Raw genomic sequence first — 23,444 nt, 5'->3', positions numbered from 1 at the left:
GGACGAGGAAGTGCCCTCAGGCTGCACAGGGCTTGAGCGCTTTGAGCAGCGCGGGTGTGCCCTTGATGGCGATCAACCTCTTGAGGTTATAGCCGGTGATGCTGAGCGCAAGTTCGGCTTTGGCTTTCAGCAATCCTCGTACGAGGAAGCGCGGGATACCCATCAGCCATTTGATGGTCCCGAAGGGGTGCTCAGCGACTTCCCGACGGAGCTTCATCCAGCTCGGATCGGCCTGAGCCCGCTGGTGCATGGCCTCGCGATCGTCCTCATGGAAACTGCGCACGATGATCCGCCGCGGCGATTTGGTGCATTGCGACTTCAGCGGACAGCTGGGACAGGCTCGCGTGCTATATTCCTTCTTCTGCTTCGTCTGGGAGGTCTTGAAGAGCTTGAGGACCTCACCTGCCGGGCAGCTCCAGCTGTCGCTCTCTCGGTCGTAGCTGAACTGATCGCGGCTGAAGTATTGCTTTCCCTTCGGGTTGACCCGCTCGGCATGCGGTACGATCGCCTTGATGCCGTCCTGTTCACATTGCCTGCCGTGTGCGCCGTTGGAGTAGCCGGTGTCGGCCACGGCGATCACCTGATCGCTTCCGACGGCCGCCTTGCCCTGCCGGGCCATCGGATGGAGTTGCTGCAGATCGTTGCCCTCGTTGGTCAGATCGAAAGCGACGATCAGGTCATGCTGGGCATCGACTGCGATCTGTGCATTGTAAGCTACCTGATGGCCGCGCGGCGTGCGCATCAGCCTGGCCTCGGGCTCGGTCAAAACCTTCTGCTTGAGCCCTTCCCGAACCAGCTGTTCCGCCTGCTGCTGCAGTTCCGCGCGCTGGGCCTTCAACGCCGCAAGGGCCGCGGCCACGTCGGTCTTTGCCGGTTCAACCGGCGTCTCCTCGGCATCGGCCTCATCCATCGCCGCCAGATACTCGGCGATCTTGCGCTCGATCGCCGCATCCCGCTCTGCAAGCTTCTTCTGCGTGATCACCTGCTTGCGGCTTGCAACCGCAGCAATCTTGCTCCCATCGATCGCCAGGACTTCGCCTCCAAATGCCGATTGCTCGCGGCAGAACTTTATAAAGGCCTGGCATACCCCGGCAATCGCCTCCGGATGATCCTTGCGAAAATCCGCGATGGTCTTGAACGCCGGGCTCACCCGGTTGATCAGCCAAAATACTTCCACATTGCGCCGCGCCTCACGTTCGAGCCGTCGGCTCGAACGCATCTGGTTCACATACCCGTAGATATAAAGCTTCAACAGATCCCGCGGATCGTAAGGCGGCCGCCCCGTCGCCTCCGCCTCAACCTTCGAAAAACCCAGCCCGGCAAGGTCCAAGCTGTCCACAAAGCCGTCGATGACCCGCACCGCGCTGTCTGCCGCGATCACCTCGTCCAACGTCTCCGGATACAGCGTCGCCTGATACCGCGACTGGCCCTCCACATGTGCCATCCTGCTCCCGAATCAATCTCTGCCCCCAATATCCAGCACCAGAGCGTGGTTTTTGCACGGCCTGGTTCGCAGGGACGACGTCTCACCTGGACAAATTCTCCAACAGCAAATTCAACGCCGTGCTCGCAAATTGCTGCATGTTCGCCTGTCGGTCGGCGCTCCCAGTTTCCAGCGTGAACACTTCGTTTTGCGGACCCGCTACCGCCATGCAGCTATGGCCCGCGGCATCTCCGTAGCGGTTGCCGGTTGGTCCCGTCGCGCCAGTTTCCGACAATCCCCAGTCGGTCGCAAAGCGCTGGCGGACTTGGGCGGCGAGCAATTTCGCGTATGGTTCGGACGCCGAGCGGATGCCCGTCATCGCCTCGTCCGGGATATCCATCAGCAGCCGACGCGCGTCGCGGGTATAGACCACGGCGCCGCCCAGGAAATAGGCCGATGCGCCCGGCACCGACAATAGCGCCGCCGAGATCAGCCCGCCGGTAGAGGATTCCGCCACCGAAATCGTCTGTTTCCGCGCGATCAGTTGGGTCGCGATCTTTTCGGCGATCGTTATGAGTTCTTTCATCTCACCTCCCAGAAATCCCGCCAGTCATGTTCACCTAGCACAGGAGGTTCACGTTTGCCGAGTTGCGGCACGCGAGCCGCCCTGATTGAATGCCTCAAACAACTGCGTCGACGCGGCCATACGAGGAAACACCATGACGTCGCCGATCGCGGGTGGCGTGGACTGCGACCTGCATCCCGCCGTTCCGCATCTGACCAGCCTGTTGCCCTACATGAACGACTACTGGCGCGACCAGGTGACGACCCGCGGCATGACCGATCTGGTCTCGCAATCCTATCCCACCCATTCGCCGATCTCGTCGCGGCCGGACTGGAGGCCGGCGCAGGGCAAGCCGGGCGCCGATCTGGCCGACATGCAGAAGCAGGCGCTCGACCGGTTCGCCGTTCGTTTCGGCATCTGCAATCCGCTCTATGGCGTGCAGATGGTGTTCTCCGAGGACATGCAGGACGCGTTCTGCCGCGCGCTGAACGACTGGCTGGCCAAAGAATGGCTCGACAAGGACGATCGGCTGCGCGGCTCGATCGTGATCCCGACGCAAAGCGTCGAGAAGTCGGTCGCGGAGATCGAACGCTGCGCTGAGGATAAGCGCTTCGTCCAGGTGCTGATGCTGGTCATGGGCGACATGCCGCTCGGAAAACGCGCCTACTGGCCGATCTACGCCGCCGCCGAACGGCTGGGCTTGGCCGTCGGCATCCATGCCGGCAGCGCCTATCACAACCCGCCGACCTCGATCGGTTGGGGCTCCTATCACATCGAGGACTATGTAGCCCAAGCGACCGCGTTCCAGACCCAGCTCACCAGCCTGATCGTGGAGGGCGTGTTCGCCCGCCATCCGAAGCTGAAAATGGTGATGCTGGAATCAGGCTTCACCTGGTTGCCGGCCTATCTCTGGCGGCTGCACAAGTTCTGGCGCGGCATCCGGATGGAAACGCCGTGGGTCGATCGCGCGCCGCTGGAATTTGTGCGCAGCAACATCCGCTTCTCGCTGCAGCCGGTAGATGCGCCGCCGGATCCCGCAACCCTGAACCGCCTGTTTGACCATATGCAGTCGGACGAATTGCTCCTATTCTCGACCGACTATCCGCACTGGCAGTTCGACGGCGACGAGGCGCTGCCGCCGGGATTGTCGCCCGATCTGGTGCGCAAGATTATGATAGATAATCCACTCGCGACCTACGGCCGGTTGGAATTCGCGAAGGAGACGACGCCATGAATGTGCAGTTCCGCGACCGTCCGGAGCCCGCATCACCGGTCAGCCTCAAAACCGCGATCGCCGATTGCGATATCCATCCGGCGCGCGCGACCGCGACCGAACTCTATCCCTTCCTCGCAAAACGCTGGCACGAACACCTCGAGGCCTACGGCAAGCAGGCCTATCACGGCATGATGGAAGGCCCACCCTATCCGAAGGCGCAGCCCAACGCCTCGCGCCGCGATGCCTGGCCGCCGGAAGGCGGGCCACAGGGCTCCTCGCTGTCCTTCATGCAGAAACAGCTTCTCGATCCCTACAATGTAGCACTCGGGGTGCTCAATCCGCTCGCCAGCGGGCAGGGCCTGCGCAACCAGGATCTGGCCGGCGCGATCTGCTCCGCGATCAACGACTGGCAGATCGAGAAATGGACCAGCAAGGACAAGCGTCTGAAGGCCTCGATCGTCGTTCCCAATGAGGACGGTCCTGCCTCGGCCGTCGAAATCCGCAAGCGCGCGGGCGATCCGAATTTCGTTCAGGTGCTGCTGCTCTCGCGCAATGTCGAACCGCTCGGCCAGCGCCGCTATTGGCCGATCTACGAGGCCGCGCACGAGATCGGGCTGCCGGTCGGCGTCCACGCCTTCGGCTTCGGCGGCAATCCGCTCACGCCGTCCGGCTGGCCGAGCTTCTACATCGAGGAGATGGTCGGCCACTCGCAGTGCCAGCAGACCGCGCTGGCGAGCCTCGTGCTCGAAGGCGTGTTCGAGCGGTACCCGAAACTGAAGATGGTCATGATCGAGGCCGGCTTCGGCTGGGCGCCGTCACTTAGCTGGCGGCTCGACAAGACATTTGAGAGGCTGCACAGCGAGGTGCCGCATCTCAAGCGAAAACCGTCGGAATATATCCGCGACCACATCTGGTGGACGACGCAGCCGATGGAAGATCCGGAGCGCCGCGATCACCTGTTCCAGACCATCGAATGGATCGGTTGGGACAAGCTGCTGTTCGCCACCGACTACCCGCATTGGGACTTTGATGAGCCGTCGCGCGTCCTGCCGGCCGGCGTCAGCGATACCAACCGCGAAGCGTTCTATCTCGGCAACGCCAAGAAGCTGTACGGAATTTCTTGATGGTTCGGCACGTCATTGCGCCGGTGGACGAATTGCCGCCGGGGACACGAAAATTCCTCGACATCGACGGCCGGCCGATCGCGATTTTCAACATCAAGGGCGAGTTCTTCGGCCTGCTGAACCGCTGCCCGCACCAGGGCGCGGCCCTGTGCGAGGGCCCGTTGATTGGCCTCGCGCAATCCTCCGACCCCGGCGAAATCGAATACACAAAACTCGGCGAAATCATCCGCTGTCCCTGGCACGGCTGGGAGTTCGACATCCGCACCGGGCAGTCCTATTGCGACCCGAAACGCTTCCGCGCCCGCGCCTATCCGGTCAATGTCGAGCCGGGATCAGCCGTGGTGAAGGGACCGTATGTGGCAGAGACCATCGCGGTCTCGGTGGAGAGCGATTACGTGGTGGTGGATTTGTGAGGCGCTCTGCTGGAAACCATTTCTCGATCAAGCAAAGCTGTCCTGAGTTTTCCAACCCGACATGTTCTGGAAATGCCGCCACTTCCACTTTTGACCCAATACAGAGTCTCCAGCGAGTGAGCGTTCAAAGCGTCTCCGGAGTCACGCTTCCAGAACGGTAACGCTGGCGTCATTCACGGGAGCGCGCGGTCATGTGCCAAGCCATTTCGTGAGCCTTGATCTCTCCCTGACCAAGCCATCCTGATTGAAGTGGTGAACACAAAAGTGCGCCCATGAATCGTCGAACGCCATTTCCATGTCACCTGTGACCGACGTGGTACCTAGCCCGACTTCTGCGTAGGTAAACTCGAAACTGCCACTAGGACGCGCAAGCGCAATGTGGAATGGTTGACCAGTAAACTCGTCGATCTTCGGCCTGCCGATGCTCCGCATGACGCCGGGTATCTCTACCCTTGCGGTTCTGAGTTCCAAGTCCGCATCGAGATCAATCGGCAGGAACAACGTCTCGCAAAATTCCGAGCATGTGGACGCGAATACGGCGAAAAGATTGCTCAATGGTTCGCATGCCTCGCCTGAGACGATCGTTTCAAGCGCGATCCGTTGAGCTTCATCCGCACGCTCGTCGATAACGATCTGGCGCCGGCCGTTTCCGTCCTTGATTTCGCCAGGCCACTTGTACAGCGCCGCCCAGTTCAAGCCTGAGAGCGGCGTATCGTTGAAGTGGCCCTCGACGATGGTGCCGACGAAGGCCGACTGACAATAGCCGTGGGTACTCGGCAAGTTGAACTGGCAACCGCAATTCATAGCGCAGTTGCAGTTGTCATAAGTCTCGCTCTTGAACAGCCATTGATCAGTCATCTCACTGCGCCTTCCGAAAGCGATGACGCTCAACGTGACTTTGCGCGAACTTCAGGTCGGAACGAAGCGATAGGCGCCGTCCTTGCGCTCGACGAAGCCCGTGCCAGGAAATGGCAGGTGCGCGCCGATCAGCCGGCGCTTATCGATGACGAGTCGATCAAGCAGGCGTAGGCGGGTCGAGATGCCGCGATCGGGCTCATGGTCGGCTGGCACCGGCCACGACGGATGCTGGAACGAGATCACAGCGTGCGTAAGCGCGTCCGCAACGACGACGAGACCATCCCCACCGGCGATTTCGACCGAGATGTGGCCCTGCGTATGCCCTGGCGTATCGATGACCTGGACGCCACTGACGATCTCCTCGCCATCCCGTACCGTCCTTATCTTGTCCTTGACGTGCGAGAAATGGTTCTTGGCGCCATTGATGATGCGATCGCTGGTTGCCAACACTGGCGGCAACCTTCGCATCACATCCGGGCTGGCCCAAAGGTTCCATTCGGCGGCCGAAACGAGATAGCTCGCATTCGGATAGATCGGGTTGTCATTCGCGTCGAGGATGCCCCAGAGGTGGTCGGGATGGCCGTGGGTCAGAACGATCTTGGTCACGGCCGCAGGTGGGATGCCGGCAGCTTTGAGATTCTCCGCAAGCTTTCCCGCCGTGGGCTGGTGGCGCGGGCCGGTGCCCGTGTCGACCAGGACCACATCGGACTGGCTACGGATCACCGCGACAGTGTTCACGAGCTGGAGCTGTTCGCCGGTTTGTCCGGCTGCGTTCAGGGCGGCTTCGCGCTCGGCGGGCGGAGAGTCCGGCGTCACCAGGAAGCCCGCTGGAAGGAAGAAATGGCCGTCGCTTACGACCAGAGTCTCGAGGCTGCCTGATTTGTGGACCGGTACCGTATGGACGGCTGCCCTTGTCGGTCGCAGCGAAGACACGCACGCGGCTGCGGCCAGAGCCGCTGCAGCCGATTCACCCAGAAATTGGCGCCGAGCTATTCTGTGAACATGCCCTGCAGTCACGACGCTTCCCTCCTTGATGGGCCACTCTGTCGATAGGCACCGCCCCATTGGGCGCGAAGCTTAACTGGCGCATTTGGGTGCTAGATATCCGATTGCCGCGAGGGCCTATCCGCAAGGCGCGTAAATCGCCTCCGGGAACCAACGATCATTATCCAAAAACTGCAAGAATGATCGGAACATTGCCGGCCCCGGTGCCCATGCCCCGGTATGCGTGGTATGTTCGATCAACACGGAGGCGAGCATGCAGCTTGGCACAGCGCCGCTTCTGGAGCAGCTCCCCATCTTCCACAGCCGCAATGTGGAAGAAACCGGTGCATTTCTGCGCGCGAAAGGCTACCGCTTCGACATCGCAGCGCGGCAGGCCCGCCAGCTCGATGCGCGCCTCAACGGCGTTTACATGCCGGGCTTCTACGTGGGTTACGTGCAGTACGGCGGCGCATCGGTCGTCCTGTCTCCGAGCCCCGCCCGCACGGACACCTGGATCCACCTGCCGCTTCGCGGGCAACTTGAAGCTACCATTGGCCATGACAACATCGTTTGCAATCCGAACCTCGCCACGATCATCTCGCCGATGCGCGAGAGTTGTCGGCTGGTATCGGAGGCCGATAGCAGCCGCATCCAACTGTCTTTGACCAAATCCAGCCTTACCGGTCAGCTTGCCGCCCTACTCGGCGAGCCACCAACCGCCCCCCTCGACTTTGCGCCCACCATCGACCTCGCCGCGGGGTACGGCCGCAGCCTGGCACGCTACGTGCTGATGGCCGTCGCGGACCTGGAACAGGCGGGATCGGTGCTCTGGAGCCCGACGACGATGAGCCAATTCGAGCAGTTCATTATTACCGCGCTGCTGCTGTCGCACCCCCACAATTACAGCAACGCGCTGCGACGTCTCGAGAGGCCGGTTGCGCCGCGTGACGTGAAGCGTGCGGTCGACTATATCGAAGCCCACCTCGACCAGGCAGTCACAGTGGCCGACCTCGTTACGGCGACCGGCGTTGCGGGCCGAACACTCTATATGCACTTCAGGGATTTCAAGGGCGTCTCGCCGATGCGCTACCTACGGAACGCCCGCTTGAGGCAAGTTCGCCAAGCCTTGCTGCGAGCCGATCCGGAAGCGAATGTCACCGACATTGCCATGAGCACGGGGTTCACCCACATGGGCCGGTTCTCAGTCACGTACCGCACGCACTTTGGAGAAAGTCCTTCGGAGACGCTGAGAGGTCAGACGCAGCAGCTTCGGAAGCAACTGAAGTTTGGGAAGCTCTAGGCCAGCAATGCGTTTTGCTGAGTTCAGTCGATCCACCAAGGCAGCCGAGTAGTTTCGTGCTGAGGTCTCCTTCTGGCACATCGGGTCATTTTGCTGTGCTCTGGAATTTGGTCGCGATCGGGGCATGGTGGACATCGATCAAGCCGCACCGATCAAGCTCGATTAATGGGTGCGCGTCCTAACCCGTTGTACGGCCCGCCTCACTTGCAAACACGCTCGGCGTGCAAGCTGGCGGCTGTGGGTATGCCCACTGGCTTCCTTGTCCTTCGAAGTGCTAGCGTTCAACCCGAACCCGCTAATCGGGGGAATATTCATATGAACCAGTTTGGGCGGGCTTACATTGCTGTTTCCGACGGACCTCACCTCGTTCCTCGACATCATACGCCAACACGGCGATGTGGCCTACAGTCTCATGTTTGCCTATGCGGCCTCGCATAGCCTGCTGCTAGCGCTATTTGCGGGCTACGCGGCGCACTCGGGTGCGCTGGGTCTTGGCCCGCTCATCGTGATGTGCTGGTTCGGCAGTTTCACCGGCGACGTCATTCGCTTCTGGATCGGGCGGCGTTATGGCGCCCGCCTGCTCGATCGTTTTCCGCGGTTCGAACGACCCGTGCAGACCGTCGTCCGCCTGACGGACCGTCACTATGTCTGGATGATCCTGTTTCATCGTTTCCCGCACGGCATCCGCGGGCTTGCGGGGTTTGCCTACGGGATATCGCGGTTGCCCTGGTCGACTTTCCTTGCGCTCAACTTCGTTGCGGCTGGTCTTTGGTCCGGCGCCGTTGTCTCGGCCGGCTATGCCTTCGGTCAGTTCTCGGAGAAGTCGATCAACAATGCCTCTTCGGGCCTGGGTATCGTGATGTTGGTCGCATTCCTCGGCCTGTCCTGGTTGCTCAGCAGGAAGCTCGATCAGATCGTGGAACGGTACTGACGCTAGACGCTAGCGCTGAAGGCCCACAAGAAGCCGCTGAGCCGTTGGCTCGCAATGACGATGTCAGACATGCTCCATCTCCCGCCGCTCCATCGCATAGCGCACCAGCGCGGCGAAACGATAAATGCCGTGCACGAACTTGCCATAGGGCATGGTGACGAATAGCGAAAACACCACGCCGAGATGCAGCGCCAGCAGCGGTCCCATCGCTGCCGTCTCGCGCAAGATCAGCAGCGCCATGCCCGTGAGACTCGTCAGGAGCAGCATCGCGATGAACGCGACATCCATGCCGTAACGCGCTTCATCGACCAGGATGGAATCGCGCTTCCATCGTTCAGCGAGTAAACCGATCGGCCCGATCAACAGCCCGATGCCGCCGAGCGTGCCGAGCACCACGGGCAGATCCCACCACGGATACGGCGCCTCGCGCGCCAGCAGATAGTGATAGAGCGTTGCGACGCAGGTCGAGGCAAAGCACAGCGCAAAACCGTAGAAGGTGAGGTGATGATAGAGCCGGCGGCGGTCGGTCGGACGGTCGTCCTCGTTGAAGCAGCCGACGCCGCCGCCGTCGAGATAGCGCAGTTCGCCGGCGTCGCGGATGGCCTGCATCAGCGCGCGTGCATCGGTCTTCATGCCGATGGGCTCGCCGATGTCGCGCCAGAAGGCGCGCACGCCCATCGCCAGCGCTGCGATAGCGTAAAGGAACGCCGCGCCGAACAGGGCTGCCATCGCATTGTGCGGCATCAATTTGTAGAACGCGCCCGGCCCGGTATGCGTGCCAAACAGCACCTGGCGATCGTGTAAAGCGGCGAAGCCGAAAATGAATGCAGCAACGCTGAGCGCGGCAACGAGGCTGATGACAAGTCCGTTGCGTGCGAACGTGCCCGCGAAAGCGCGTGGCCATGCATAGGCCGCATAAGATTCCGCGCGCGCCACCGCAAGCGTCCTCGGCACATTGACGTTGAATTCGTGCGGCGGCGAGAACTGGCAATCGGTGTAGCAGGCGCCGCAGCCGTGGCAGAGATTGGCGAGATAATTGAGATCGCCGTCGGAGAAAGCACGGCGCATTTCCATCGCCGGAAACACTGCGCAGAGCCCCTCGCAATAGCGGCAGGAATTGCAGACCGTCATCAGGCGGTCGGCTTCCTCCAGAATCTTCGTTCCGTGCATGACGTGCTGCTTCCTGCCCTCGCGGCCAACCCGGTTATTTCGTCAACCCCTTGCCCTCCAGCCACTTCTGGATCAGGGCGGCGACCTCGGCGTTGTTCTTGTCCATCATCACCATGTGCGAATTGCCCTTGATGCCTGCTTGCGGCAGATCGACGACATCGACGCTGCCGCCCGCCGCCTTGATCGCGTCCGCAAACGCAAGGCCGTTGGCGCGAATCTTCGGCCAGCGCGAATCCTTCTCGATGTAGTCGCCATAGACGATCAGCGTCGGAATGTTCTTCAGCACGTCGATCTTGGCGGGATCGCCGACGCCGGCCGGCTCGATCGCAATCAGCGCCTTGACCTTGTCGGGCCGCGCCTGCGCCACCTTGAAGCCGAAACTGCCGGCCTGGCTGTGGAACAGGATGACGGAAGGGCCAACGCGGTCGATCTCGGCGATATAGGCGGCGATGATGGCATCGTCGGTGGTGGTCCAGCGCGGCACGTTCTGCTTGACGAAATTCTCGTAGCCTTCGTTCGGAAACTGGCTGCCCGGCATCAGCTTCCGCTTGGCCGGATCGGGATTGTAGGAGCCGACGCCGTCGCCGATCCGAAACCGCTCGAACGGATTGGCCGTCGAGAGGAATACCGGCTCACTCTTGAAGATATCTGGGTATTGCGCCCAGCCGGCGCGGCCGCGCTCGACCGCGTCGGAATTGTAGACGGCCCAGCCCTTGCGCAGAAAATAGTTCAGCCAGCCCTCGCGCCCGTCGGGCGTCGTCTCGTAGGTGACGCCGGTGAGCCCGCCGCCATGCCACATCAGAAGCGGATAGGCGCCCTTTTCGTTCGCGGGCAGAAAATACTGCACATACATCTGCTCGACCTGATAGGTGCCGTTGGGATCGACTTTTGCCGGCACACCGCCGGGGGTGAAGGTGACTTCCTTTACCGGCTTGCCTGAAATTTCGACCAGCCGGCCGCCGACATGGAACGAACCCATGTCGCGTAGCGCGATCGGCTCGGCGGCGTGGGCCAGCGTCGCGTTCATCAGAACGACTGCAGCAGTAGTGATCACAAGCCGCATCACAAGTCCTCCCTTCGTTGTTCTCTCCCTCTACCCGCAAAGGGCGGGGCGAGGTGAACCGAGCGCGTGTCTAATTCCGCGCATTCTTCGCCGCTTCCCGTCCCGCGACCCGACCGAACACGCTGCCGATGGTCATCCCGATACCGGCCGCATAGCCCTTGCCGAGTACGTTGCCGGCCATGATCTCGCCGGCCGCGAACATGTTGGCCGAAGGCGTGCCGTCCTTCATCACCATGCGCGCCTGCCTGTTCACGCGGGTGCCGAGATAGGTGAAGGTGATGCCGGGCCGCACCGGATAGGCGAGGTAAGGCGGCGTCTCGATCCGGCGCGCCCAATGCGTCTTCGGCGGCGTGATGCCTTCAGTGCGGCAATCGTCGAGGATGGTGTGATCGAATGTGCCGGGCTTAACCGCGGCGTTGAATTCGGCGATGGTCTTCTCCAGCGCCGCCGGATCGAGCTCGAGCTTGGTGGCCAACTCGGCAATACTCCCGCCCTCGAGCGGCGGAAACAGCGTCGGCATAAAACTGTTGCGAACGGATGCATCGAACACAATGTAGGCGATCTGGTCCGGTTGCGCGGCCACAAGCCGCCCCCAGATCGCGTAACGCTTCGGCCAGATATCCTCGCCCTCGTCGTAGAAGCGCTCGGCGTGCTTGTTGACGACGATGCCGAACACGACCGAGTCGTGGCGGGTAATGATGCCGCCGTCGAATTTCGGTGCGCGAGCGTCGATCGCAACCGCGTGGCATTGGGTGGGATCGCCGATGTCCTGCACGCCCTTGTCGAGCAGCATTTTCAGGATCGAGCCGCGGTTATAGGGCGTGCCGCGGATCAGGAAATTATCCGCCGCCTCGCCCCAATATTCCTTTAGCCATTCGATATTGGCTTCAAAGCCGCCGGCGGCGGCGACCAGCGTGGAAGCGCGGATTTCGCTCGTGCCGTCGATCGGCTGCTTCAGCTTCGCCGACAGGAACATGCCGTGCTCGATATCGAGGTCGATTACCTCGGCATCGTAGACGATTTCGACGCCGAGTTTTTCCGCGGTGAGATAGAGCGCGTTCAGCATCGCGCGTCCGCCGCCGAGGAAGAACGAGTTGGTGCGGCCGAGGCTCAGCGTGCCGCCGAGCGAGGGTTGCCAGCGCACGCCCTGTTCGACGATCCAGTTCAGAATGTCCTTGGACTCCCTGATCATGAATTTCGCCAGTTCCTCGTCGGTCTGACCGCCGGTCAACCGCAACAGATCGTCCCAGAACTCCTCTTCCGTGTAAGGCCCGGTGAGAATGTCGGTCGCGGCATCGTGCGCGCAGCGCATGTTGCGGGTGTGGCGGGTGTTGCCGCCGCGATAGAACTTCGGAGCGCCTTCCAGCACCAGCACGGAAGCACCTGCGCGCCGGGCGCTGATGGCGGCGCAGAGAGCGGCGTTGCCGCCGCCGATCACCAGCACATCGAACTTGACTGTCAAATCGGCCATGCGCTCTTGTTGTCGTTGTTGGCCTCAAAAATCAAACCGGCGCTCGGCCAGGCAAATCCATCCGCCCGCGATTTTCTAGCCTGATGCAGCGGCCGCGTCACGCCTCTCGTGCGCCTGCATCAGTCGTCAGCATGGCCGCATGCGACGATGTCGCATGCACCTGGCCATGCGGAATATCTGCACGCTCAGGCGCGGTTCTGAACGGAGGCGAGCAGCCATTGCCGGAAGGCCGCGAGCTTTGGCGGATCGGCTCTACCCGCCGGCGAGACCAGATAGAAACCGGCATCGACCGGGAAAGCCATCTTGAAGGGAACGACCAAGCGTCCCTTGGCGATGTCCTCCTGCACATAGGCGGTGCGGCCCATCGCAACGCCGAGGCCGTCGATCGCGGCCTGCACCGTCATGAAGATCATGTCGAAAGTCACGCCCGGCTGTTTCGAAAAATCGGCCGGCAGCCCGGCCGCCGTCAGCCACAGCCGCCAGTCGTCGCTATTCGCGTTGCTGGTATGCAGCAGCACGTGATCGCGGAGGTCTTCGGGGCATTTCAGTGGCTTGTTCCCCTTGAGCAGCGCCGGACTGCACACCGGAAAGAGTTCGTCCGCCATCAGCCAGTCGGCGCGAACGCCAGGCCATTGGCCGCGGCCGTAGCGGATCGCGGCATCGACCTTGTCGCGCTGGAAGTCGACGAGGTTGATCGAGGTCGTGATGCGAACGTCGATCCCCGGTTGCGCTTCCTGAAAGGCCGTGAGGCGCGGCAGCAGCCATTTGGCGGCCAGCGAGGCCAGCGTCGACACCGTCAGCACATGGTCGTCATCTTTGCGCAGCAGTCGATCGGTCGCGAGCCGGAGATCGTTGAAGGCGGCGCGAATGCCGGGAAGGTAATCCTGCGCTTCCGCCGTCAGCGTCAGCGAGCGGTTCTGACGGACAAAGAGGCGAACCCCCAGCTCTTCCTCCAGCCGCTTGATCTGGTGACTGATCGCGGTCTGCGTGACGTTCAGCTCGGAGGCGGCCTGCGTGAAGCTCAGATGCCGGGCGGCTGCCTCGAAGGCGCGCAGACCATTCAGCGACGGCAGTCTGCCGGTCATTGCCGGATTCTCCCTAATGCATGAGTTTATATCATCCGAAGCGGTACAAAGTGTCGTTTGTGAACGGCCCCAGGAGCGCAGATATTAGCGCCAACAGATTACTACAGGAGCCGAAAATGTCCACTTACACGCATGAATCGATGATAAATCATCATGGACCAGGGATTTTGAGCCAATTGGCCGAGACCCTCCATGTCTGGCGGCAGCGCTACCAGTCCCGCCGCGAGCTGGCCAAGTGGTCCGAGCGCGAGCTGCACGACATCGGCGTCTCCTGGAGCGACGTCGCCTACGAGGCAGAAAAACCGTTCTGGCGGGCTTGAGTAGCAGCCGGCCGGCGCCGCCTCGTCTGGGGGACGCCGGCCATTTTCATTGAGGACCGGCGGGAGCGCGCCATGACCACGATGCGTTTCGACGATCTCAGGCAGTATTCGGACGTGCTGCGCTCGCGGCATGGCCAGGCCGTGACCGTGCGCTTCGTCGAGCCGCGCGACGCCGAGGCGCTGCAGAACTATTTCCGCGCGCTCTCGGCGCGCTCCCGTTACAACCGCTTCCTCGGCGCCGCCAGCGAACTGCCGCCGTCCGAACTCGATCGCTTCATCCATGTCGGCGAGGCGGATCGGTTCAGTGTGGTCGCGACCACGCCGGTCGACGGCCGCGAGACCATTGTCGGCGAAGCGCGCTATGCCTTCGACAGCCAGACTGCTGCAATCGAACTCGGCCTGTCGATCGACGATCACTGGCAGAGGCACGGCATCGGCAAGGCGCTGTTGAAGAACCTCGAATGCCGCGCGGCCGCGTTCGGCGCCGAGCGCATCTTCGGCGACACGCTGCGTTCCAACGATGCCATGATCGCGCTCGCCCGCAAGTCCGGCTACGGCTTTACCAATACGCCCGGCGACTGGAAGCTGACGCGCTTCCAGAAAGATATCCAAAGTCACGTTCGTATCGAACCGCAGGAAATCCCATGCGCCAGTTGGCGGCTTGCCGCCGTCTCTCCCCGCGCAATGTCCTCGCTTGCGGTTTGACCACTGAGCCCGGTTCTGGCCGCTCCAGAACCGGGCCATTTTCCGCTACCCGCGGAAAGGAACTTTAGCTTCCCCTGAACACCGGCTTGCGCTTGTCGATGAAGGCTTGCACCGCCTCCTTGTGATCGGCGGTGGTGGTCAGGCGGACGAGGCGCTCGGCCTCGTGGTCGCGCGCGGTGGCGAAATCGAATTGGAGCGCTTCGTCGAGATTGTCCTTGATGTAGCGCAGCGCGAGCGTCGGGCCTTCGGCCATGGATCTGGCAAGCGCGAAGGCCTCAGTCTGCAGCTTATCGTCGGGCACCACGCGGTTGACGAGGCCGATCGCCTCGCATCTGGCGGCATCGATCTTGTCGCCGGTAAACATCAGTTCGCGCGCCCGCGAGGTGCCGACCAGCCGCGTCAACAGCCAGGCGATGCCGTAATCGCCGGAGAGCGCGACGCGGACATAGCCGGTGGAGACGAAGGCGGATTGCGCCGCTAGTCTGATATCGCAGGCCAGCGCGAGCGCGAGGCCAGCGCCGACCGCGGGGCCGGGCAGCGCCGCAATCGTCGGCTTGCGCACCGAGGCAAGCGCGCCGGTAAGCAGGCGCTGCCGCTCCTGCAGGTCGGCGACCTTCTCGTCATACGCCATTTCGAGCTTTTTCTTGTGGCGATGCGCGCCCATGCCCTTCACATTGCCGCCGGCGCAGAACGCGGTGCCCGCGCCGGTGAGCAGGAGCGCTCCGACCTCGGGGTTTTCGCCGCAGCTCTTGATCATGCTGCGAAGCGCCGGCGTCAGCGTATCCGAGAACGCATTGCGCGCTTCGGGGCGGTTCAGCGTGATGATGGCGACGCGGTCGCGGATCACGCAGAGCAGCTCGTCGGTGCCGGTGTCGATTCTGGTTTCGGTTGTCATGGTTTCCCCATTCCTGTCATTGCGAGGAGCGAAGCGACGAAGCAATCCATCTTCCTTTATGCGGCGCGGTGGATTGCTTCGCTGCGCTCGCAATGACGGCGGTGGCTGCCTCAAAACTTCTCGACCCACGGCCGCAGCTCCACTTCCCACGTCCAGGCGCTGCGCGGTTGCTGCAGCACGTTCCAGTAGCTCAGCGCAATCGCGTCGGGATCGAGCATCGAATCCGGCCGATCGGCAGCCTCCGTACGCGCAGCGCTACGGATGCCGCCGTCGATGACGAAATGCGCGACATGGATGCCTTGCGGTGACAATTCGCGCGCCATGCTCTGGGCCAGCCCGCGCAGTGCAAACTTGCCCATCGCGAACGGCGCCGACTGCGGATAGCCTTTCACGCTGGCGGAGGCGCCGGTGAACAGGATCGCGCCGTGCTTGTTCGGCAGCATGCGTGTCGCCGCCTGCTGGGCCACCAGAAAGCCGCCGAAGGCGGAGACCGCGATCGCATTCGCAACTTCGGCCGGAACCAGGTCGGTGAAGGCGCCGCGCGCGCGGCCGCTGGCGTTGTAGACAACGAGATCGGGCGTGCCGATCTCGCGTTCGACCATGCCGAACAGCCTTTCGACTTCATCGGCTTCCGTCGCGTTGCAGGCAAAGGCGCGGGCGCCGGTTTCGGTGCAGAGCGCGCCAAGCTTCTCGATCTTGCGTGCGGCAAGCGCAACCTTGATGCCTTCGCGCGCGAACAGTCGCGCCAGCGATGCGCTCAATCCCTCGCCGACACCAACAATCAGGGCAATCTTGTATCTTGGCAATTCCATGGGCGCAGTCCTCGATGGTGGGGATTAGGTAATCTAGGAACCCGATTCCGCCTGGCAATCGTCCGCCATGGCGGCCCTCCAATTATGGTTGTTGACGGCACGTCCGCCCGCGTTATCGATAGTTGACCAACATCGGGCGGAACGAACAAGGGCTAAAAATGCATCCACTCATGCAAGACCGTGCAGCCGCGTCAGCCAATCAGCCGGGATTGCTCGCACCTGATACGACGGGGATGAATTTCTACCGCGCCGATCCGGCGTTGACGGATCTGCTTCGCCTGCATCTGCCGGACGCGCTGTTTCGCCATATCGAGCCGCATCTCGACCGACTCGGCGAATTGGCCGGCGGCTATCTCGACGAATGCGCGCGGCTTGCCGACCGCCATACACCGGTGCTGCACCAGCGCGACAAGTTCGGCCGCGATATCCAACATATCGAATATCACCCGGCCTATCGCGAGCTGGAAAAAGCCGCGTTCGGCGAGTTCGGCATTCACGCGATGTCGATCCGCAAGGGCATCATGGGGTGGCCGGATAAATACCCCGTCGTCGCCAAGCATGCCTTCACGTTCCTGTTCAATCAGACCGAATTCGGCATGGGCTGTCCGATCAACGTCACGGATGGTTGCGCGAAACTGCTTAACAGTTTCGGCAGCGACGCGTTGAAGGCAAAATATCTCGACGGCCTGACCCAGACCGACATGAGCAAGTTGACTCAGGGCGGCCAGTTCATGACCGAGAAGGAAGGCGGCTCCGACGTCGGCACGCTGACGACGCGGGCCGTGCAGGAAGGCGATCACTGGCGTCTCTACGGCGAGAAATGGTTCTGCTCCAATGCCGACGCCAAGATTGTGATGCTGCTGGCGCGGCCTGAGGGCGCAGGTCCCGGCACGCGCGGCGTCGGCCTGTTCCTGATGCCACGGTATCTCGATGACGGCTCGCAGAATCAGTACCGGATCGTTCGCCTGAAGGACAAGCTCGGCACCCGTTCGATGGCGTCGGGCGAGATCAAGTTTGAGGGCGCGATTGCCTACGCCGTCGGCAAGCTCGACCGCGGCTTCGTGCAGATGGCCGAGATGGTCAACTCCTCACGGTTGTCCAATGGCGTCAAGTCCACCGCGCTGATGCGGCGCGCGCACCATGACGCGATGACGGTGGCGAAGAACCGTGTGGTGTTCGGGCAGCGCATCATCGACCTGCCGCTGGCGCGGCGGCAGTTGATGAAGATCATGCTGCCGACCGAGCAGGCGCTGTCGATGAGTTTTCTCACGGCTGACGCGCTCGATCGCGCGGAAGCCGGCAGCCAGGATGCGGCGGCTTTGTTGCGTATCCTGACGCCGACGCTGAAATTCCGCGCCACGCGCGACGCGCGAAAAGTCTGCGGCGATGCGTTGGAGATGCGCGGCGGCATCGGCTACATTGAGGAGTTTGCCACCGCGCGGCTGCTGCGCGACGCGCATCTCGGCTCGATCTGGGAAGGCACCGGCAACATCGTCGCAATCGACGCGCTGACCCGCGCGGTCGGCCGCCACGGCGCCGACGCCGCGCTCGCGACCGATCTGCACGCCCGCCTCGACGACAGCACCAACGTGCCGCAGGCCTGGCGCAATCGCTTACGTGAACTGACCGACAGCGCGGTCGGCTTTGCCCGCGAGGTAGCCAGCCGGCCCGACAATGAAGGCGATGCGCGGCGCGCCACCAGCCTGCTCTACCATGTCGCCAGCGCCGTTGCGCTGGCCTGGGAGGGCGGCCGTATCCACGAGATGCGCGGCGACGCCAGGCGGCTGTTGCTATCGCGGATGGTGGTCGACCATCGCGTCACGCCGAGCGATCCGTTTCGGCTTGCGGAAAATGCCACCCAGCGCGTGATATCAGGCCATTTGCTCGGCGAACGCAGCGTCGGCATGGCCGAGGTTGGCGAATTGCTTGTCGCAGCGTAGGCTGCAGCCAGTACCGGTTCAAAAAAACAGAATTGAAGGGGAAGCACCGATGAAGGCCGCCGTTCTGCATGAAGTCAACCAGCCGCTCGTGATAGAGGAGGTCAGCGTCCCGAATCCCGGTCCGCGCGAGGTCCTGATCCGCACGCGCGTCGCCGGCCTCTGTCATTCCGACCTGCACTTCATGGAGGGACTGTATCCGCACCCGCTGCCTGCCGTGCTTGGGCATGAATCGGCGGGCGTGGTCGAAAAGGTCGGCTCCGATGTGACCTATGTAAAGCCCGGCGATCACGTCGTGACGTGTCTTTCGGTGTTCTGCGGCACCTGCGATAACTGCACCACCGGCCGCACCGTGCTCTGCACCGACACGACCGTGAAGATGCTGCCCGGTCAGTCAAACCGGCTGTCCTGGGCGCGCGAAGAGAAGCTTCATCAGTTCCTCAATCTCTCGTCGTTCGCCGAGCAGATGCTGGTGCACGAGAACGCCATCGTCAAAATCCGCAAGGACATGCCGCTGGAACTGGCCGCCTTGATCGGCTGCGGCGTCATCACCGGCTACGGCGCGGTCGTGAACACCGCAAAAGTGCAGGCCGGCGAAACGGTGGCCGTGATCGGCTGCGGCGGCGTCGGCATGGCCGCGATCAATGGCGCCGCGATCGCTGGCGCTGGCCGCATCATCGCGATCGACACCAATCCGGCCAAGCTGCAGTTGGCCACAAAACTCGGCGCCACCGACATCGTCGATCCTTCCAGGGGCGACGTGGTGCAGCAGGTGCGCGAGCTGACGGGCGGCGGCGTGCATCACTCCTTCGAGGTGCTGGGCCGCAAGGAGACCGCCGAACAGTCCTTCGCGATGCTGGCGGCCGGCGGCACCGCGACCATCGTCGGCATGATCCCGTTCGGCCAGAAGATCGAGCTGCACGGCTTCGACTTCCTACGCGAGCGCCGCATTCAGGGCTCGTCGATGGGCTCCAACCATTTCCGCGTCGACATGCCTCGCCTGGTCGAATTCTACATGCGCGGCAAGCTGCATCTGGAGGACTGGATCTCGGCCAAGCTGAAGCTCTCCGAAATCAACGAGGGTTTTGCCAACATGAAAGCCGGCAAGACGCTACGCAGCGTGATCGTGTTTGATGCGTGAGGCGTAGTTCGCAATTGCATCCGTCGTCCCGGCGAACGCCGGGACCCATACGCCGCGGCCCACGGAATGGGTACAAGGTGAGACGGCTTCTCTCCCAACCGGCGTCAGTGGTCATGGGTCCCTGCTTTCGCAGGGACGACGCGGGGTTGGATGTTTGCTCACCGCGACACGTGCGCCGACACCGCAAGCCACTTGCCATTCTGCTTCGCCCAGCAATCGGTATAGCGCCCGTGAGCCTGCTGGCCGTCCGCGGTCGTATAGCTCGTCGCGGCGTGGATAATGGCGAAGTCGCCGAGCACACGGATTTTGACGTCGTGCGCGGTCAGATTCTTGATCGTGACCGGCACAGCCGTCTGCTTCAGAAACGTCGCGCGGTCGACCAGCGTCTTGTCGGGATTTGAGCAATAGAAGTCGGCGGCAAGGATTTCATCGAAGCGCTTGACGTCGGAGTTTTGCACGGAAGCGACATAATCGCGGTTGAGCTCTGTCAGCTCGGCGAGGTCGTTGTTCATGATTCCTCCGGTTCTTGTTCGTCACTGCAGAGCGGCTATCACGCTGTTCTCGGCGAGCGTTTGATCACGACACGGGCGAGCGAGCCAAGCACGTAACCCGCGAGCGAGAAGGCGACAGGCGGCAAGAGCTGCTTGAGATCAAAGATGGCTCGAGACACGAGTTGTTCAAGCGCTGGCGGCACCAGCAGAAGATCCAAGTTCAGGAAAACAAGCGGCGATACCACGAGCAGCGCCAAACGGAGCCGGCGTTTGGCAAAGATGCATAGTACTGCAACGATAACCGCCGTGACGCTGAACAGGCCATAGGCAATCTCAAAGCCGAGAGCGTGGCGGATGTTGAAAGCAGTGGCCAGCAACAGACCCCAAACAAGGCCGGCCATCAGAAGCGCTGCGTCGTCGATGCGCGGGAAAAGCGGCAGATACCCCAGTGCCAGGAATGCCAGGATCGACAGGGTAGGCCAGGCAGCGACAAAGGTGCCATGCATCAGCCCCCACAAGTGGAACGTTGGCCAGCCGAGCGCGGCATAGGCATAGCCAAGCGGCCACATCAGCAGGAAGCCGGCGACGACGGCGATGACGCTTCGAATGAAAGTCCGCATGGCGCTTTCAACGATACCGCTTCACCTCCCGGCGAGGAGATACGCTTGCGCGCAACTCCCCGGCACGAGGGATCTTCAATCATCAAACATCGGCGGCGGCTTGAAGCCGCCGAATTCGCGCTCGATCAGTTCCGCCAGCTTCAGCGTTGTGCGATCCTCCAGCCACGGCCCGACGATCTGCACACCGACCGGCAATCCGTCCGGCGAAAAGCCGGTCGGGATCGCGGTCGCGGGCAAGCCGGGTAGGGTGGCGATGCCCGGCCACGAAAGCTGATCGGGATAGACGTGCTCGTTGCCGTCGATCTCGATGCGACGTTTTTCCTGATCGACGGAATGGTCGTGCGGATAGGCCGGGGTCGGCATGATCGGACAGATCACAGCATCATAGGTCTTGAACAGTTCGCGCCATTGCGCCCGCAGGCGCGCACGCGCGACGTCGTCCATCAACCAGTTGCGGTGGCTTTGCGCCATGCCCCGCAGGCGTTCGGCAGCAAGGCTTACATCGCTCGGCGGTAGCGCGGCGGCGGCGGCCTGCGCGCCGGCATAGATTTCCGGCGGGAAGGAAGCGGCGAGGAACGACATCAGCATCCGCATGTAGAGCCGGGACGTCTCGGAAAAGTTTGGCAGCAACGGGCTGTTGCGATCGACCTTGGTGCCGGCCTTTTCGAGGTTGGCGGCGAGCTTGTGGATCGTGCCGCGCACCACCTCGTCGGTCGGCATGACCGGGTCGGTATCAACCACCAACACGCGAAAATCTTTCAGCGCGCCGTGGCGCGGCGGCGGCAGGGCAAGTTTGTAACCCTTGCCGGCCTCCAGCGGATCGGGACCGGCGATGGTGTCGAGCAGCAGCGAGAGATCGGCGACGCTGCGTGCCATCGGGCCGATCACGGCAAGGTCGCGGTCGAGCGGCAGCGGCTGGAATGGCGGCGGGGTGTGGCCACGCCCCGGCACCAGCGCAAAGGTCGGCTTGTGTGCATAGACGCCGCAATGGAACGCCGGCACGCGCAGCGAACCGCCGATGTCGGAGCCGAGCGATAGCGGGCCATAGCCGGCCGCGAGCGCGGCCGAGGAGCCGCCGGACGAGCCACCCGGCGTGCGGCCGAGATCATAAGGGTTATTGGTGGTGCCGTAGATGTCGTTGTAGCTCTGCCAGTCCGCGAGGTTGAGCGGCACGTTGGTTTTCGCAAGGATCACACCGCCGGCGTCTTTGACGCGCGAGATCGACAGCGCATCCTCCGTCGGCGTGAAATCCTTTTGCGCCGCAATGCCCCACGTCGTCGGCAGCCCCGCGATATTGTAGGATTCCTTCACGGTCAGCGGGAGGCCGAGCAGTGGCTTCTTCACGCCGCGCGCAAGTTCGGCGTCGGCCGCGCGGGCGGCGGCAAGGCCGCGTTCGAAATCGCGCACGCAAATCGCGTTGATCTTCGCATCGTGCCGCTCGATCCGGCCGATCGCGTCCTCGGCCAGTTCAACCGCGGAGACTTTCCTTGCGGCAAGCGCGGCCGATAGTTCAACGGCGGTCTTGAAACTCCATTGCGATTTGGCCAAGGCGTACGCTCCGCTCTGTTTCCGAATACGGCGCGGATGATGCGCAGTTTGGGTGCGTGCGGCAAGAGCAATAGCTGTACAGCGGCGGTCGTCTCTTGCCGGTACGTTACTGGCTCGCCTTTGTCCCTGCGTTGTCCTCTGCTTGTTGCAGGAATTGCATCAATAACCGGCTCACTTCGCCGGGCTGCTCCTGCTGCACCCAGTGGCCGGCGCCGTCGACAAGATGGCAGCCGGTCATGTTGGTGCAGGCTCGCGACTGCATCGCCTCATAGACGCCGGGGCGCTGATAGGTGCCCCAGTCCTGCTTGCCCGAGATGAAAGCGGACGGCACGTCGATGGTGCGGCCGGACCATATCTGCAATTCCGGCACAAACGCGCCGGAGGTGCCGCAGCGATACCACTGCAGCCCGCCCTGGAATCCGTTGCGCTGGTACTCGGCGCTGTAGAAGGCAAGCTCATTGTCCGGCAGCCATTTGTTGGCGGCGATTTCGGCGGCCGACGGCATTTCCTCGGCAACGGTGGCCGCCATGCCGTTGGCGAGGTCCATCACATAATAAGTCGGCAGCTTTGCGATCTCGTCTGCGCTCCAGGATTTCAGCGGGTAGGGCTGGTTGGCTTTCCAGTCGGCGCTCTTGTGGTGGTAATAGGCACGCAGGAAATCATGGACGCCCTGCGGCGCGCGGTGCATGTCGTTGTTCGCCTCGCGCGTCGAGTAATACCATTGGTAATGTTTTCGCGGGCGTGGCAGCGCAGCGAGCTCGCGGTGAATGGGATCATCGGCCGGCTTGGCGGGCTCGTGCACGGTGTTGAACGGCAGCGATGGAGGTCCGCCGAACGGTGCGCTCATCATGACGACCGAGCGAAACACGTCGGGCCGTATCAGCGCGCACCAGGCCGCGACCGACGAGCCGAAATCATGTCCGATCACGGCATCGACGCTTGCGTAGCCGAACGCCGACACCAGCCCCAGCGCGTCGCGCACCAGATTGGTGAGGCGGAACGAGGCGAGGTCGCCGTTATAGTCCGGATTCCATCCGGTGGTGCGGCCATAGCCGCGCTGGTCCGGCGCGATCACGTGATAGCCCGCGCCGGCGAGAACCGGCATCACCTTGCGCCAGGAATAGGCGAGTTCGGGAAAGCCGTGCAGGAGCAGGAGGCACGGACGGCCGGGTGTCTCGAAGCCGGCCTCCAGCACGTGCATGCGGAGGCCGTTGATGCCATCGACGTAGCGGGAGCGGATGGTGGAGGGGAGGGGGATTTCGGGGAGGGAAGTTGTTTTGTTCATCTGGCGCACTCCCTTGTCGTCCCGGACAAGTGAGCGTAGCGAGCGCGATCCGGGACCCATAACCACAAATGTTCGCCGCGATAAAAG

At 62.6% G+C, this 23,444-nt stretch carries 23 protein-coding genes; 9 read left to right on the top strand and 14 right to left on the bottom strand.

Features of this window, described 5'->3' with window-relative positions; all coding sequences use genetic code 11:
• Positions 1–16 precede the first annotated feature (16 nt).
• Both V1273_RS31775 and V1273_RS31770 read right to left on the bottom strand, forming a co-directional pair.
• A complete protein-coding gene (locus tag V1273_RS31775) occupies positions 17–1,444 on the bottom strand; it encodes an IS1182 family transposase (RefSeq protein WP_334411894.1) in 1,428 nt (475 codons plus the stop codon).
• A gap of 82 nt (positions 1,445–1,526) precedes the next feature.
• Positions 1,527–2,009, bottom strand: a complete 483-nt coding sequence (locus V1273_RS31770; protein ID WP_334411893.1) for a CinA family protein — start codon at positions 2,007–2,009, stop codon at positions 1,527–1,529.
• A 133-nt stretch (positions 2,010–2,142) separates the two neighbouring features.
• On the opposite strand from V1273_RS31770, the gene V1273_RS31765 reads away from it, so the two are divergent.
• The 3 genes from V1273_RS31765 to V1273_RS31755 are packed head-to-tail and all read left to right on the top strand — an operon-like array spanning position 2,143 to position 4,741.
• Positions 2,143–3,222, top strand: coding sequence for an amidohydrolase family protein (locus V1273_RS31765; RefSeq protein WP_334411892.1), 1,080 nt, complete (start codon positions 2,143–2,145; stop codon positions 3,220–3,222).
• Positions 3,219–4,328, top strand: coding sequence for an amidohydrolase family protein (locus tag V1273_RS31760; RefSeq protein WP_334380012.1), 1,110 nt, complete (start codon positions 3,219–3,221; stop codon positions 4,326–4,328). Before V1273_RS31765 ends, V1273_RS31760 begins: the two co-directional genes overlap by 4 nt.
• Entirely contained in the window at positions 4,328–4,741 is a 414-nt protein-coding gene (locus V1273_RS31755) for a Rieske (2Fe-2S) protein (protein WP_057860734.1), read from the top strand. The genes V1273_RS31760 and V1273_RS31755 overlap by 1 nt, the downstream gene beginning before the upstream one ends.
• A gap of 189 nt (positions 4,742–4,930) precedes the next feature.
• Here the strand turns inward: V1273_RS31755 and V1273_RS31750 are convergent, their stop codons facing one another.
• Positions 4,931–5,599: a DUF1326 domain-containing protein gene (locus V1273_RS31750; protein ID WP_334411891.1), complete on the bottom strand. Its 669-nt coding sequence runs from the start codon at positions 5,597–5,599 to the stop codon at positions 4,931–4,933.
• A 51-nt stretch (positions 5,600–5,650) separates the two neighbouring features.
• Complete coding sequence (locus V1273_RS31745; protein WP_334365299.1) at positions 5,651–6,532, bottom strand: MBL fold metallo-hydrolase; 882 nt, start codon at positions 6,530–6,532, stop codon at positions 5,651–5,653.
• Positions 6,533–6,857: 325 nt separating this feature from the next.
• Here V1273_RS31745 and V1273_RS31740 point away from each other — a divergent pair, with 325 nt between their 5' ends.
• Both V1273_RS31740 and V1273_RS31735 read left to right on the top strand, forming a co-directional pair.
• The gene (locus V1273_RS31740) at positions 6,858–7,883 is read left to right on the top strand and encodes an AraC family transcriptional regulator (RefSeq protein WP_334365298.1); all 1,026 of its coding nucleotides are present in this window, start codon (positions 6,858–6,860) and stop codon (positions 7,881–7,883) included.
• Between the two features lie 340 nt (positions 7,884–8,223).
• Positions 8,224–8,814, top strand: a complete 591-nt coding sequence (locus V1273_RS31735) for a DedA family protein (RefSeq protein WP_334365297.1) — start codon at positions 8,224–8,226, stop codon at positions 8,812–8,814.
• 63 nt (positions 8,815–8,877) lie between these two features.
• Here the strand turns inward: V1273_RS31735 and tcuB are convergent, their stop codons facing one another.
• The 4 genes from tcuB to V1273_RS31715 form a co-directional block, all read right to left on the bottom strand.
• Entirely contained in the window at positions 8,878–9,984 is a 1,107-nt protein-coding gene (tcuB, locus tag V1273_RS31730) for a tricarballylate utilization 4Fe-4S protein TcuB (RefSeq protein WP_334411890.1), read from the bottom strand.
• A 34-nt stretch (positions 9,985–10,018) separates the two neighbouring features.
• The gene (locus V1273_RS31725) at positions 10,019–11,047 is read right to left on the bottom strand and encodes an esterase (protein WP_334411889.1); all 1,029 of its coding nucleotides are present in this window, start codon (positions 11,045–11,047) and stop codon (positions 10,019–10,021) included.
• Positions 11,048–11,117: 70 nt separating this feature from the next.
• Positions 11,118–12,509 carry an FAD-dependent tricarballylate dehydrogenase TcuA gene (tcuA, locus tag V1273_RS31720; protein ID WP_334384114.1) on the bottom strand — a complete coding sequence of 464 codons (1,392 nt, stop codon included), beginning with the start codon at positions 12,507–12,509 and terminating at the stop codon, positions 11,118–11,120.
• A 194-nt stretch (positions 12,510–12,703) separates the two neighbouring features.
• The gene (locus V1273_RS31715; RefSeq protein WP_057841145.1) at positions 12,704–13,603 is read right to left on the bottom strand and encodes a transcriptional regulator GcvA; all 900 of its coding nucleotides are present in this window, start codon (positions 13,601–13,603) and stop codon (positions 12,704–12,706) included.
• A gap of 116 nt (positions 13,604–13,719) precedes the next feature.
• On the opposite strand from V1273_RS31715, the gene V1273_RS31710 reads away from it, so the two are divergent.
• Positions 13,720–13,923, top strand: a complete 204-nt coding sequence (locus V1273_RS31710; protein WP_028351757.1) for a DUF1127 domain-containing protein — start codon at positions 13,720–13,722, stop codon at positions 13,921–13,923.
• A 72-nt stretch (positions 13,924–13,995) separates the two neighbouring features.
• Entirely contained in the window at positions 13,996–14,628 is a 633-nt protein-coding gene (locus V1273_RS31705; RefSeq protein WP_334411888.1) for a GNAT family N-acetyltransferase, read from the top strand.
• A gap of 64 nt (positions 14,629–14,692) precedes the next feature.
• Here V1273_RS31705 and V1273_RS31700 read toward each other — a convergent pair whose 3' ends face one another.
• Positions 14,693–15,523 (bottom strand): enoyl-CoA hydratase, encoded by an 831-nt coding sequence (locus V1273_RS31700; protein WP_334411887.1) that lies wholly within the window; start codon positions 15,521–15,523, stop codon positions 14,693–14,695.
• A 110-nt stretch (positions 15,524–15,633) separates the two neighbouring features.
• A complete protein-coding gene (locus V1273_RS31695; protein WP_334411886.1) occupies positions 15,634–16,335 on the bottom strand; it encodes an SDR family NAD(P)-dependent oxidoreductase in 702 nt (233 codons plus the stop codon).
• 170 nt (positions 16,336–16,505) lie between these two features.
• Here V1273_RS31695 and V1273_RS31690 point away from each other — a divergent pair, with 170 nt between their 5' ends.
• Together V1273_RS31690 and V1273_RS31685 are read left to right on the top strand one after the other, a co-directional pair.
• Positions 16,506–18,275 carry an acyl-CoA dehydrogenase family protein gene (locus V1273_RS31690; RefSeq protein ID WP_442894124.1) on the top strand — a complete coding sequence of 590 codons (1,770 nt, stop codon included), beginning with the start codon at positions 16,506–16,508 and terminating at the stop codon, positions 18,273–18,275.
• 49 nt (positions 18,276–18,324) lie between these two features.
• Entirely contained in the window at positions 18,325–19,413 is a 1,089-nt protein-coding gene (locus tag V1273_RS31685; RefSeq protein ID WP_334365291.1) for a Zn-dependent alcohol dehydrogenase, read from the top strand.
• 158 nt (positions 19,414–19,571) lie between these two features.
• On the opposite strand, the gene V1273_RS31680 is transcribed toward V1273_RS31685, so the two are convergent.
• From V1273_RS31680 to V1273_RS31665, 4 genes are all read right to left on the bottom strand, one after another.
• The gene (locus V1273_RS31680; RefSeq protein WP_334365290.1) at positions 19,572–19,925 is read right to left on the bottom strand and encodes a nuclear transport factor 2 family protein; all 354 of its coding nucleotides are present in this window, start codon (positions 19,923–19,925) and stop codon (positions 19,572–19,574) included.
• A gap of 38 nt (positions 19,926–19,963) precedes the next feature.
• Positions 19,964–20,524, bottom strand: a complete 561-nt coding sequence (locus V1273_RS31675; RefSeq protein WP_334365289.1) for a hypothetical protein — start codon at positions 20,522–20,524, stop codon at positions 19,964–19,966.
• 75 nt (positions 20,525–20,599) lie between these two features.
• Entirely contained in the window at positions 20,600–22,072 is a 1,473-nt protein-coding gene (locus V1273_RS31670; protein WP_334365288.1) for an amidase, read from the bottom strand.
• A gap of 106 nt (positions 22,073–22,178) precedes the next feature.
• Positions 22,179–23,357: an alpha/beta fold hydrolase gene (locus tag V1273_RS31665; protein ID WP_334365287.1), complete on the bottom strand. Its 1,179-nt coding sequence runs from the start codon at positions 23,355–23,357 to the stop codon at positions 22,179–22,181.
• Positions 23,358–23,444: the final 87 nt, after the last annotated feature.

The organism is Bradyrhizobium sp. AZCC 1721, assembly GCF_036924715.1.
In the GTDB taxonomy this organism is placed as follows: domain Bacteria; phylum Pseudomonadota; class Alphaproteobacteria; order Rhizobiales; family Xanthobacteraceae; genus Bradyrhizobium.
Note: the sequence above shows the minus strand (reverse complement) of the source record. Positions and strands in the feature narration are given on the sequence as shown.

What these genes read in the sequence shown, in the direction of transcription:
- V1273_RS31775 (WP_334411894.1), bottom strand. Translation starts at nt 1,444, where the DNA reads ATGGCACATGTGGAGGGCCAGTCGCGGTATCAGGCGACGCTGTATCCG.
- V1273_RS31770 (WP_334411893.1), bottom strand. Translation starts at nt 2,009, where the DNA reads ATGAAAGAACTCATAACGATCGCCGAAAAGATCGCGACCCAACTGATC.
- V1273_RS31765 (WP_334411892.1), top strand. Translation starts at nt 2,143, where the DNA reads ATGACGTCGCCGATCGCGGGTGGCGTGGACTGCGACCTGCATCCCGCC.
- V1273_RS31760 (WP_334380012.1), top strand. Translation starts at nt 3,219, where the DNA reads ATGAATGTGCAGTTCCGCGACCGTCCGGAGCCCGCATCACCGGTCAGC.
- V1273_RS31755 (WP_057860734.1), top strand. Translation starts at nt 4,328, where the DNA reads ATGGTTCGGCACGTCATTGCGCCGGTGGACGAATTGCCGCCGGGGACA.
- V1273_RS31750 (WP_334411891.1), bottom strand. Translation starts at nt 5,599, where the DNA reads ATGACTGATCAATGGCTGTTCAAGAGCGAGACTTATGACAACTGCAAC.
- V1273_RS31740 (WP_334365298.1), top strand. Translation starts at nt 6,858, where the DNA reads ATGCAGCTTGGCACAGCGCCGCTTCTGGAGCAGCTCCCCATCTTCCAC.
- tcuB (WP_334411890.1), bottom strand. Translation starts at nt 9,984, where the DNA reads ATGCACGGAACGAAGATTCTGGAGGAAGCCGACCGCCTGATGACGGTC.
- V1273_RS31725 (WP_334411889.1), bottom strand. Translation starts at nt 11,047, where the DNA reads ATGCGGCTTGTGATCACTACTGCTGCAGTCGTTCTGATGAACGCGACG.
- V1273_RS31715 (WP_057841145.1), bottom strand. Translation starts at nt 13,603, where the DNA reads ATGACCGGCAGACTGCCGTCGCTGAATGGTCTGCGCGCCTTCGAGGCA.
- V1273_RS31710 (WP_028351757.1), top strand. Translation starts at nt 13,720, where the DNA reads ATGTCCACTTACACGCATGAATCGATGATAAATCATCATGGACCAGGG.
- V1273_RS31705 (WP_334411888.1), top strand. Translation starts at nt 13,996, where the DNA reads ATGACCACGATGCGTTTCGACGATCTCAGGCAGTATTCGGACGTGCTG.
- V1273_RS31700 (WP_334411887.1), bottom strand. Translation starts at nt 15,523, where the DNA reads ATGACAACCGAAACCAGAATCGACACCGGCACCGACGAGCTGCTCTGC.
- V1273_RS31695 (WP_334411886.1), bottom strand. Translation starts at nt 16,335, where the DNA reads ATGGAATTGCCAAGATACAAGATTGCCCTGATTGTTGGTGTCGGCGAG.
- V1273_RS31690 (WP_442894124.1), top strand. Translation starts at nt 16,506, where the DNA reads ATGCAAGACCGTGCAGCCGCGTCAGCCAATCAGCCGGGATTGCTCGCA.
- V1273_RS31685 (WP_334365291.1), top strand. Translation starts at nt 18,325, where the DNA reads ATGAAGGCCGCCGTTCTGCATGAAGTCAACCAGCCGCTCGTGATAGAG.
- V1273_RS31680 (WP_334365290.1), bottom strand. Translation starts at nt 19,925, where the DNA reads ATGAACAACGACCTCGCCGAGCTGACAGAGCTCAACCGCGATTATGTC.
- V1273_RS31675 (WP_334365289.1), bottom strand. Translation starts at nt 20,524, where the DNA reads ATGCGGACTTTCATTCGAAGCGTCATCGCCGTCGTCGCCGGCTTCCTG.
- V1273_RS31665 (WP_334365287.1), bottom strand. Translation starts at nt 23,357, where the DNA reads ATGAACAAAACAACTTCCCTCCCCGAAATCCCCCTCCCCTCCACCATC.